Here is a 10,711-nt window from a genome sequence, read left to right as displayed (position 1 = left end):
CGTGTGAAAGTAGGTAATCGCCAGGCTCTCCCTTGAAACCCCTCAGTACGAAAGTACTGGGGGGTTTTGCTTTTGCGGCTGGGGTTTCGCGGCAGTGATTTTACGGCTGCGATTTGCGGCAACGATTTTGCGCGATCACGTTTGCCAAATGAAATGTGAATCGCGGAGCGCGAAACCCAACACCCCGCGATTCAGGCCCGGCCTCAAGCCTTCTTCAACTGCTCCCGGATCGGCAGCGCGCGGATGCGCTTGCCGGTAGCTGCAAAGATCGCATTGCACAGCGCAGGCGCGATGGTCGGCATGGCCGGCTCACCAACGCCGCCAAGCGGTGCATCGAACCTGCCCGGCACCAGATGCACATGGATCTGGCGCGGCGCCGAGGGCGCGCGCATCACCTCGTACTGGTGGAAGTTGTCCTGCTGGGCGCGCCCGTCCTTGAAGGTGATCTCGCCCGTGGTGGCCAGGCTGATGCCCATGATGCAGGCGCCTTCCACCTGTGAGCGGATGCGGTCCGGGTTGACCTGGGCGCCGCAGTCCACCGCCATGTCGATGCGCGGCACGCTGATGCTGCCGTCATCGGCCACCACCACTTCGACCACTGCCGCCACGTAGGTCACGAAGCTGTAGCAGACAGCCAGCCCCAGCCCGCGTCCCTTCGGCAGCGTCTTGCCCCAGCCAGCTTCGTGCGTGGCCAGTTCAATCACGCCGCGCAGGCGGCCGATATCAAGCGGATACTGCTGTGGCGATTCGCCGTAGTTCCAGGTATCGGACAGCTGCGTCGGGTCGATGCGCCGGTCCGGGCCGAGCAGCGCCAGCAGGTAGTCGCGATGATCGTGCCCGGCTGCCGTCGCCAGTTCGGCCGCGAACGATTGCACTGCGAAGGCGTGGGGGATGTTGGACACCGAGCGGAACCAGCCGATGCGGGTGTGCGCCTCCACTTCGGGGTTTTCCACGCGCACGTTCGGGATGTCGAATGGCATGTTCACCGCCGACATGCCAAGCTCGAACGTGGCTTCGTTCCTGGCGCCGGCCACGAAGGTCGACGTGATGGTGGAGGCGGCGGTGCGATGCAGCCACGCCTGCGTCTTGCCGTCGGCGCCGAGCATGGCTTCCATGTGCTCGACGGAGACGGTGTGGAAGTAGTCGTGATGCAGGTCGTCGTCGCGCGTCCAGGTTACCTTGACCGGCTTGCCGCCCATGGCCTTGGACAGCAGCGCGGCCTCGGCGGCGAAGTCCGGCTTGGACTTGCGGCCAAAGCCGCCGCCCAGCAGCGTCACGTGCACCGTGACGTCCTCCGGTTTCAGGCCGAGATGCCCGGCCACGGTTTCGCGCGTGGCCTGCGGCGCCTGCACCGACGTCCAGACTTCGCACTTGCCATCGGCGATGCGCGCCGTGGCAACCGGCGGCTCCATCGTGGCGTGCGCGATATGCGGCAGGTAATACTGCGCGGTGATGCGCTTGCCGGGGCCCGACAGGGCGGCCATCGTGTCGCCCTGGTTGCGCACCACCTTGCCGGGCTGGCTTGCGGCCTTTTCCATCGCGGCACGGAACGCACCGGACTCGTAGCTGGCGTTGGGGCCATCGTCCCAGCGCAGCTTCAGCGCCTCGCGGCCCTTGATGGCCGACCAGGTATTGGTGGCGATCACCGCCACGCCGCCCAGTGGGTTGAACATGGCGGGCACGGGGCTGCCGGCCAGTTCCACCACCTTGATCACGCCGGGCACCTTCATCGCCTGCGTGGAGTCAACGCCGGCGAGCTTGCCGCCGAACACCGGCGGGCGCGCGATGACGGCGTACAGCATGCCGTCGAGCCGCACGTCGATGCCGTACTGCGCGCGGCCAGTGGCAATGTCGTGGCCATCGATGCTGCGCGTGCTGTCCTTGCCGATATAGCGGAATTGGGCCGGATCCTTCAGCCTGAGGCTGGCGGCCGCCGGCACGGGCAGGCGCGCGGCATCCTTTGCCAGCGCACCAAAGCCAAGGCTCTTGCCGCTCGGCACGTGGACCACCGCGTGGTTGCGCGCCTGGACTTCGCTTACCGGCACATTCCAGCGGGCGGCGGCAGCAGCTTCCAGCATCATCCGCGCACTTGCGCCTACGCGCCGCATGGGCTCGAAGAAATGCCGCACGCTGCGCGAGCCGTCGGTGTTCTGGTTGCCGTAGCGGATTTCATCGCCGGGCGCCTGCACCACCAGCACCTGCGCCCAGTCGGCTTCGAGCTCGTCGGCCACCACCATCGGCAGGCTGGTGCGCACGCCTTGCCCCATCTCGGAGCGGTGGCAGACGATGCTTACCTTGCCATCTTCGGCAATGGAGAGGAACACCAGCGGGCTATCCACGGCGCCGCCAGGCATGCCGTCGCGGCCGTACTTCTTGGGCTCATCCGCTGCCAGCACGATGCCGTCCAGGCCAACAGTCAACGTCAGGCCGGCGAGGGCGCCCATGCTCTTGAGCCAGGTGCGGCGCCCGGCAGATTGCAGCGTGCTCATTTGGCGCTCCTCTTGCCCGTCGGCTGGGCAGACGGCTTTGCAGCCACGTTCGATTTAGCAACGTGCTGGATGGCGGCGCGGATGCGCGTATAGGTGCCGCAGCGGCAGATGTTGCCGCTCATGGCCCCGTCGATGTCTTCTTCGCTCGGGTGCGGGTTGGTGTGCAGCAGCGCGGTGGCAGACATCAACTGCCCCGCCTGGCAGTAGCCGCACTGCGGCACGCCGAATTCCTCCCACGCTGCCTGCAAGGCCTGCCCGATCTTGTCGGCCGACAAGCCCTCGATGGTGGTGATCTTCTTGCCGGCTACTGCCGAGATCGGGGTCACGCAGGAGCGGATCGGCTGGCCGTCCAGATGCATGGTGCAGGCGCCGCACAGGGCCATGCCGCAGCCAAACTTGGTGCCGGTCAGGCCGAGGTGATCGCGTACCGCCCATAGCAGCGGGGCGTCATCGGGCAGGTCGATCTTCTGCGGCTTACCGTTGATCGTGATGGTTCTCATGTTTTTTTGTGGGGGTGGTGCAACGGGGACGAGGGCTGGCGGACGAGCCAGGTGCCTGCGCTGCTTTGCGCAAAGCGCATTGTGATGCCGGCGGCTGGTACTGGGGAATGGCGTTGGCGGGATTTGTTAATTCCACAAACTGGAATGATGGCACTGCGGAGAACACTCTCGCGCCATCTATACGGCGATTGTCGACAATCGGAATGCGGCTGCCAGAGCCTATGGACCGGCAATCCGACGGTAGAATCCGACTAGCATTCCGCTGACACGATCTGGAGATTGCCGATGGTTCGCCTGCTGATGCTCTTGCTTGGCGTGGATTACTTGCGTATGCGATGGCGCACGCTGGCTTGGGCCGGATCCATCAGCGTGATCACCGGGGGTGCACTGTTTATCGACGCACTCGATGGCCGGCTCGATTTCCCGATCGAGCCGTTTGCATGGCTGCTGTTGCTCGAAGGGCTGGCTACCATGGCGGTGGCGTGGACCGGAATGGGCGGCCAGCGCACGCTGCGCTATGTCAAGGGTATGGCGTTCAGCGTGGCGGCGATCCTCGTGCTGGCCGGCCATCACCATGGCCACATGATCCTGTCGCTGTTGTTCGGCCTGCTGTTTCTGGCCGACGGACTGCTGCAGGTGGCATCGGCACGCCTGGTGCGCTTTCGTACGTGGCGGCTGGCGATGGCAGGTGGCATCGTCGAGATTGCAGTGGCGATCTTCTTTGTCCAGCCCTACCCCACGCACTACGCGGGCACCGTGCCCTACTGCGTGGGCCTTGGCCTGCTTTTCGGTGGCTGGAACATGCTGCTGCTCGCATCGCGCGTGCGCAGGCTGACCGGAAATCCGGGACTGCCGGGCACATCGGAAGCCGGCTCGGCTGATGATGCGGACCAGCGACTCACGACATGGAGCGGCCCGCCCGCAGCCAACGAACACGCGTTGACCGTGCACGTCTGGACGCCGGTGGGATCGGCAAAGACCGAAGCGCGCCGCCAGCCGATCATCGACCGCTATATCGCCGCGGTGGACCAAAATGGCGTGATCTCCACCGGCCACGCGGCACTGGAATCGCCAGAAGGCGTCTACATCAGCCTCTACCCGGCGGTCGAGATCGACCGCGCGCCCGACGATTTCACCCGACTGCTGCGCGCCACGCGCGAGAACGACGTACCTGGCACTTTCCAACCCGACTATCCGACCGAATCGAAAGCGTGGTGTCCGTCGACGGTGCAGGTGCGCATCCGCAACTACGACGCGCAGCGCCTGCGCGAATTCTGGGATGCCTATCAGCGTGACACCACGTACAACCTGACCCACCGCAACTGCTCAAGTACAGTGGCACGGGCGCTCGATGCCGCGCTGGAAGGCGCCGGCGCGCGCGTATGGACGCGGCTGGACGGGTGGTGGCCGTTGTTCCGCCTGGTACTGACTCCTGAACTATGGGTCGCGGCGCATCTACGCAAGCGCGCCGCGACGATGGCGTGGACGCCGGGCCTGACCCTCGACTACGCGCGCGCCATGAGCATGCTGGCCGATCCGCGTCCCTTCGCCTGGGCCACGTTCATCGGCACGCTGAAGCGGCGCAGTTCCGCCAGCCCGGCGGACGATCGAGACGCCTAGGAGCTGGCGACGGCGGAGCCAACTATAGCTTCGGACGCGTCACCCCCCTTCCGGTGCCGAAATTCGTCTGGTGGCAGGCCCATCAGGCGATGGAACATAGCGATGAACGCTGATGCGCTGCCGTAACCGAGGCGGGATGCAATCTCCTCGACCGTGTGCGATGCATTTAGCAAAGGTATCGCTTTAACAACCCGTAGCCGTTGCCTCCATTCGGCCAATGACATACCTAGATTTTTCCGGGCGCGCCGTGCTAGCGTCCGTTCGGTCGTTTTGGCCAGCTCAGCGAGCGCGGGCAGTTGGGGAGTATCACCAGGAGCATTTTCCAGGAGTCGGAGGATAGGTTCTAGCAGTGGGTCGGTTGTGTACTGGAGGTAACTGCCATCGCCTTGCTATGATGCGGGAACGCCCCGCGGACTCTACAGCCACGGGGCTGTTTCCTGTGCCGGGACCGTCAGCTTGCGCTGCTGTCCCGGCGCCGTTCAATGCAGATACGGCAGTACCTTGGTGTGCTCGGCCTGCACCGCCTGCAGCTCGTGCGGCTTGAGTCCAAGCAAAGCGAGGATGGTCGGCGCGATCTGGTTGGTCTGGACCGGTTCGTCGACGATGTTCTGGTCGATGCCTGCACCCCACACAACGATGGGTACGTGACGGTCCTGCTTGGCATCACCGCCGTGTTCGGCGATCTTCGACAGTTTGCCGCCGGCCCAGACGGTACCTTGCTGCGCAATGCCGACGAGATCCGGCGCGCGATCGTCGCCGTGCGCCACGCCGAACAGGTCAGCGGCTTCTTCGCCGGCGTAGATCTTTCTCACCCCTGCCTGGCTGAAGGCCTTGGCGATGGCGTTGCCAGCAGCGTCGGAGCCGAGGCCGTTGCCGGAATAGCCGAGCAGGAAGCTCCTGGCAAAGCTGATCGCGGCGGGGGAACGGTCGTTGAACCACATCAGGATCCCGTCATCGTCGATCGCATGGGCCACCAGATGGGATCTGGACGAGTCCTTGCATGTGGCGGCGTATTTTTCCCAGGCGCAGTTCAGCGCATCGATCATGTCGCCATCGTTGATGATGGTGAGATCGGCGCGGTTCCGCGGGGACTGGCCGTGCTTGGCCGACAGGACTACCACGGTGCTGGTGCGGTCGAGGGCGCCGACCATTGTCGCCAGCTGGTTGTTGACGAAGGTCAGCGCGCTTTGCAGCACCACGCCGGGCGTGGTCCCGTTCATGGTGTAGCCGCCCAGGCCGCCGGCAACCTTGGTGGCGGTGTTGTTCGGATCCGTGTAGTAGCTGGATTTGTTGAGCTTCTGCGCGGTCGACACGGCCTGGAAGTTCATGCCGAAGATGGCGGGGGTGCCCGGTGAGCCGTTGCCGGCATGGTCGTGGCCCTTGATCCAGTTCAGGACGGCTTGTACCTTGAGGCTGTCGTAGCGCTGTGTGTTGGTGTTGTCCTTGGTCCAGTCGTCACCCGGGCCGGCGGGCAGCGACGGATCGGTTACCGAGCTGTTGATTTCGGGGGCAAACAGATCGTCGATACCCTGGCCGGACGGCCCGTTGAGGATCTCGTAGGCGGCGTGCTTGTCCGACCAGGCGGTGCGCAGTCCATGCTTGTGCGCGACCTCGAATATCGTGTTGACCTTGAGATACTGATGCGGATAAACCGGCTGGCAGGTCTGCGCAGAGACCGGCAGCAACGCCGGGTTGATCAGGTCTTGCGGGTGCCCGGTCAGCTGCGAAATCCTGGAAAAATCCGAGTACAGGCCGGGGATGCCTTGCCCGCTGTCCAGCCGGTTCAGGTCTTTCGCAATCACTTCGGCGTAATACACTTCAGCGCCTGGCTTGGTGCTGCGGCAACTGGCTGCCTTGGTGCCGGCCGGCAGCAGGCTGCGGCTGTAGGCGTCGTCGTAGTAGATGCCGGTGGTCCTGGGGTTGCCACCCGTGGCCTGGCCGACCATGCCGGGGAAAGAGTCCGAGGGGAACGGCGTTTGTGCATTCCGGTAGGCAACGCCATGGCGGACAAGTTGCGCAAGGCTGGAGGCCGGATTTGCGTTGACGAACCAGTCCAGGTCGGCCTGATGCAGGCCATCGACCGAAACCAGCAGCACATGCTTGGCACGCGGCTGACGGGCGTCGTCGTCCGCGCGTGCGGACGTGGCCAGTCCGCATGACAGCGACAGCGCCACGGCCAGGGTAAGCCTTTTTGTTGCTCGCATGATATCTCCTCGAATGACTGCCACAGGGCAGCCGGGAGACGCTATCAACCGCCCATGTCCGATCGGTGTCAGCGAATGGCCGGAGAGGTAACAAATTGTATGGGTGCCTTGAAGCTCCCGGAGTCGGGCATGCCCCGCGTCGGCAAGCCGCGAGGCGAACAAGCGAATCGAGCACGAGGCCGGCGGGCTTTGACGCCGCGGGCATGCCACGACACCGCATCTCAGGCGGTGTCGTGGCGGATGGCCAGTTGCGGGTACGGCATCAGACGTTGGCGCCTTCGGTGAAGACATCGACCTTGCCGCTGCGAGCGCCGTCGGTGTAGGCATCGAAGCTGCGGGCCGGTGTAGCCGAGACGCCGGTGCGATCCAGGCCGGCAACCAGCGCGCCATCGGTGTACGGGTCAAACTTGCCGGCACGTGCGCCATCGGTGTAGGCATCGAAGCCGCGAGCCGGCGAAGCCGAAACCCCCGAGCGGTCCAGGCCGGCGATGCGTGCGCCTTCGGTGAAGGTATCCAGCTTGCCGCTGCGCGCACCGTCGGTGAAGGTGTCGGTGGACCGGAAGTCGTAGCCATACTTGTCGGCGGGGACCGAGGTGCGGAATTCATAGCCGTACTTGTCGCCGGCGAGGGTGTCCTTGGCGGAGGCGGCCTGGGCGGCGCCAATGGCGGCGAGCGACAGCACGAGGGTGGAAGCGAGCTTGAGGGCGAAGGTCTTGGTCATGATGTTCTCCAGTATCTTAAAATTCGTTGAATTTCGTTGATTGTTCGCTGCGACTGCCAGAACGTTGCTTTGTTTGTGCGCGCCGTCCATGTAACGAACTATAGGAGAGTCATCGGCGCGTTAGACTAGTCTTATCCGGATAGTTTATTCAGAATTTTTGAATTAACGTCGGCGGCATCAGGTTGCTGGCAGCGCTCGGCGCTGACAAGGTGCCTTAGCGAGGTCGCTGCTCTGCGCAATGGCACGAGCGCCCCGGCTCGCAAGCCGGATCTCCGGGTTTCCGGCTCCCGCATTTTCCAAGGCGCCCGGCGCGTGTATCCCGCCGTGGCCGGCTCCTGGGGCCATCGTTGCTTTTTTTCCACTTCGGCTTCCTGTAGAAAGTCACGTTAGACTGGTCCCACTGTTTGATCGGGCACGTTTCAACTGGTGCACGATTTCGGCTGAAACGCGCAAGGCCAGCGGTGAGAGTCACATGGGCAACTGTTTGACGTCGAGGGCGGTGAATCATGGCATTTACATACACGCTGATTGATCTCGCTGGTTCCATAGCGCTGCTGCTGTTGGGCACCCAAATGGTTCAAACCGGTCTGCAGCGCGCCTTCGGCGCCGGCCTTCGGTCCCTCCTGGGTCGGGCGCTAAGCGGGCGATTCCGCGCCTTTCTCGGTGGAATGGGTGTCACGGCGATATTGCAAAGCAGTACGGCGACCGGACTCATGACTGCCGGCTTTGCTGCCGAGGGGCTCGCCGAGCTTGTCCCCGCCCTTGCCGTCATGCTCGGCGCAAACGTCGGCGCGACTTTTCTCGTGCAAGCGCTGTCCTTTGAGGTCGCGGCAGTCTCACCTGCGCTGATCCTGGTTGGTGTGCTGATGTTCCGCAAGGTATCGAACACGCGTGCGCACGATCTGGGCCGCATGTTCATTGGTTTGGGCTTGATGCTGCTCGCGCTGAACCAGCTGCTGATGTTGATGACGGATTATGAGGATGCCCCCAATCTTCGCATGCTGCTGGGCGCCGCATCCACCGTACCGGTGGTCGATGTTCTGCTGGCCGTCGGCTTGACCTGGGCCGCAAATTCGAATGTGGCGATCGTTCTGCTCGTCACGGCGCTTTGCGCAAAGAACGTGGTCCCGCCGGATACCGCTTTTGCACTGGTATTGGGTGCGAACCTCGGCACCGCGATCAACCCCGTGCTGGCAGCAACCACGCCGAGCGATCCGGCATCAAGGCGACTACAGGTTGGAAACCTGCTCATGCGCGCGGTCGGCGTCGCGGTGGCACTCGCTGCGCTCGGGCCAATAGGCCGGTTCATGGTCACGATCGAACCTGACAATGCGCGTGTGGTTGCCGATTTTCATACGCTATTCAACCTGGCTCTCGCCTGCCTGTTCCTGCCGTTGCTTTCCGTCTACGCGGCCCTGCTAAGGCGGCTGATGCCGCCGCTTGTGGAGGTCTCCGACGCATCACCGCCACTTCACCTCGATCCGGCTGCGAGGCGGATTCCGATGATGGCGCGCGGCAACGTGGCGCGCCTGGCTGATGTCCTCGGCGAGATGCTGTCGGGTCCCCGCGACGCGTCGGTTGAACGCGACCGAAAACGCATCGCGGAGGTCGGTCAGCGTGACGACATCCTGGATAGCCTGCATGGCACGACCGGGCCGCACCTGAGGTCTCTCGATCCCGAGCATTTCGTGGAGAACGACCTTCCGCGCTTGAGCCAGAGAAGATACGCGGCGTATGGCGAAGAGAGCATTGAATTCAAGATCAAGGAACACCGAGGCTACACGCTCGAACACGTTGGCGCATTTGGCAAGCCGCAGACATTTTACCCCGCGAAGTCACTGTGGCTCACTTTGCAGGATCTCCAGGTCGTCCAAGAACTAGAGCCAGCTGGAGGTGCAACGCAATCGACGCTCGCTACCTACATCCACGGGACCGCGCGCTTCGACGACAGTCGCTTGTCCATTATTGGTGAATCCGAGAACGGCACGCGTACGGTCCAGATCTCCTTCGCAGCCCGCGAAATCGGCGTGGCGGACCAGCAAGGCCTTCGTGAATGGCAAGAAGCGCTTGGCATTACCTTCTCCGACGCGCCGCTTGGCACAGCAAGGCTCGGCTATAACCGCTCTGACCGCGAGATGCAGGAGCCGGACCAGTGGTGGGCGTCGTGCCACGTGCCAGAAAGCAGCCTGCAAGCGCTTTGCGAGGGCGTTGAGAGCGGCCGGCTCACCGCCGTTAAGGTCGGGCTATGCCTGCGCAACATTTACATGTCCGACCAGGGTATGGCTGCGCTGCCAGGGGAGGCATGCCTGTTCCTTAGACCCGGCAAGAGCGATAACACCGTGGAGTCGCCGGAAATCGCAAGCGGATATGTTGTTCATCTCTCGCTGGATCTGTCGAAAGTCAGCTTGCGCCGGCTCGAAGAAGAACAGGGTTCGCACGAGGTGCCGCCGCTTCAAGAGCAGATAAACACTACTGGGACAGATGCCATTGGCGTACTGGTGGAGAAGCTCGGCAAGCTGGTCGCAAGCTTGAAATGGCTGGCGGCGCTTGTCGCTATCCTGGTTATCGTTTTTGCATTGAAAAACCGATGATCGAGAGCGTGTCGCATATTGCGTAATTGCTCAAGAAGAGCAACCGATGTCTAGGCTCTACGGCTTGAGGAGCGGCATCACCTGCGTCTCAAGTTGCGGCAGGTCGATGGTCGGCTCAGCGTGCCAGCCGTCCCGTTGCAGGATGCCGTTCCGATCGATTACGAACGTGACCGGGATCCGCCATAGGCGGCCAAAAGCCTTCACGTCAGCATCGCCGATAAAGGCCAGCGCAAAGGAGAAGGATTTCATCACCGAAAGTGCTTCCGCCTGATCGCTGGCCTTGTCGATATTGACAGCGATGACGTCCACCCCCAGCTTGTGATTCTTTTCGTAGAACGCCTCAAGCGCGGGCATCTCCTTGCGACACGGCGCGCACCAGCTTGCCCAGAAATTGACAATCGTAACGCGGCCTGCCGCAGTGGCTGGCGTTACGTGCCGCCCGTCCGCGAGCTTGATGTCGAAGGCCGGGACCGGCTCACCGACCTTAAGCTCGCCTGCGATAGCCGGCACCGGCACTGACAACAGGGCGGATAGCAACATTGGCAGCGCGCGCATCATTGACTCCTCGTGGCACTGCCGGAAGGCA

The 10,711-nt window shown here is 63.4% G+C and carries 8 protein-coding genes; 2 read left to right on the top strand and 6 right to left on the bottom strand.

The window, feature by feature from the left end; translation table 11 throughout:
- Positions 1 to 203: 203 nt before the first annotated feature.
- Both AC1RQC_RS18270 and AC1RQC_RS18265 read right to left on the bottom strand, forming a co-directional pair.
- Complete coding sequence (locus AC1RQC_RS18270) at positions 204 to 2,489, bottom strand: xanthine dehydrogenase family protein molybdopterin-binding subunit (RefSeq protein ID WP_492884233.1); 2,286 nt, start codon at positions 2,487 to 2,489, stop codon at positions 204 to 206.
- Complete coding sequence (locus tag AC1RQC_RS18265; RefSeq protein WP_174424795.1) at positions 2,486 to 2,989, bottom strand: (2Fe-2S)-binding protein; 504 nt, start codon at positions 2,987 to 2,989, stop codon at positions 2,486 to 2,488. The genes AC1RQC_RS18270 and AC1RQC_RS18265 overlap by 4 nt, the downstream gene beginning before the upstream one ends.
- A gap of 285 nt (positions 2,990 to 3,274) precedes the next feature.
- Between AC1RQC_RS18265 and AC1RQC_RS18260 the strand changes: the two genes are divergently transcribed.
- Entirely contained in the window at positions 3,275 to 4,609 is a 1,335-nt protein-coding gene (locus AC1RQC_RS18260) for an HdeD family acid-resistance protein (RefSeq protein ID WP_492376757.1), read from the top strand.
- On the opposite strand, the gene AC1RQC_RS18255 is transcribed toward AC1RQC_RS18260, so the two are convergent.
- From AC1RQC_RS18255 to AC1RQC_RS18245, 3 genes are all read right to left on the bottom strand, one after another.
- Positions 4,606 to 4,887: a helix-turn-helix domain-containing protein gene (locus AC1RQC_RS18255; RefSeq protein WP_492884247.1), complete on the bottom strand. Its 282-nt coding sequence runs from the start codon at positions 4,885 to 4,887 to the stop codon at positions 4,606 to 4,608. The genes AC1RQC_RS18260 and AC1RQC_RS18255 overlap by 4 nt on opposite strands.
- 201 nt (positions 4,888 to 5,088) lie before the next feature.
- On the bottom strand, positions 5,089 to 6,813 hold the full coding sequence (locus AC1RQC_RS18250; RefSeq protein ID WP_492376758.1) for an alkaline phosphatase family protein: 1,725 nt from the start codon (positions 6,811 to 6,813) through the stop codon (positions 5,089 to 5,091).
- Between the two features lie 262 nt (positions 6,814 to 7,075).
- On the bottom strand, positions 7,076 to 7,534 hold the full coding sequence (locus AC1RQC_RS18245) for a hypothetical protein (protein ID WP_492387214.1): 459 nt from the start codon (positions 7,532 to 7,534) through the stop codon (positions 7,076 to 7,078).
- Between the two features lie 506 nt (positions 7,535 to 8,040).
- On the opposite strand from AC1RQC_RS18245, the gene AC1RQC_RS18240 reads away from it, so the two are divergent.
- Complete coding sequence (locus tag AC1RQC_RS18240; RefSeq protein ID WP_492376461.1) at positions 8,041 to 10,125, top strand: Na/Pi cotransporter family protein; 2,085 nt, start codon at positions 8,041 to 8,043, stop codon at positions 10,123 to 10,125.
- Between the two features lie 57 nt (positions 10,126 to 10,182).
- On the opposite strand, the gene AC1RQC_RS18235 is transcribed toward AC1RQC_RS18240, so the two are convergent.
- Positions 10,183 to 10,683, bottom strand: a complete 501-nt coding sequence (locus tag AC1RQC_RS18235; protein ID WP_492376460.1) for a TlpA family protein disulfide reductase — start codon at positions 10,681 to 10,683, stop codon at positions 10,183 to 10,185.
- Positions 10,684 to 10,711 lie beyond the last annotated feature (28 nt).

It is taken from the genome of Cupriavidus sp. GW822-FHT03E04, assembly GCF_058801495.1.
Note: the sequence above shows the minus strand (reverse complement) of the source record. Positions and strands in the feature narration are given on the sequence as shown.

Coding starts and splice junctions, on each gene's coding strand:
- AC1RQC_RS18270 (WP_492884233.1), bottom strand. CDS start 2,489: ATGAGCACGCTGCAATCTGCCGGGCGCCGCACCTGGCTCAAGAGCATG.
- AC1RQC_RS18265 (WP_174424795.1), bottom strand. CDS start 2,989: ATGAGAACCATCACGATCAACGGTAAGCCGCAGAAGATCGACCTGCCC.
- AC1RQC_RS18260 (WP_492376757.1), top strand. CDS start 3,275: ATGGTTCGCCTGCTGATGCTCTTGCTTGGCGTGGATTACTTGCGTATG.
- AC1RQC_RS18250 (WP_492376758.1), bottom strand. CDS start 6,813: ATGCGAGCAACAAAAAGGCTTACCCTGGCCGTGGCGCTGTCGCTGTCA.
- AC1RQC_RS18245 (WP_492387214.1), bottom strand. CDS start 7,534: ATGACCAAGACCTTCGCCCTCAAGCTCGCTTCCACCCTCGTGCTGTCG.
- AC1RQC_RS18240 (WP_492376461.1), top strand. CDS start 8,041: ATGGCATTTACATACACGCTGATTGATCTCGCTGGTTCCATAGCGCTG.
- AC1RQC_RS18235 (WP_492376460.1), bottom strand. CDS start 10,683: ATGATGCGCGCGCTGCCAATGTTGCTATCCGCCCTGTTGTCAGTGCCG.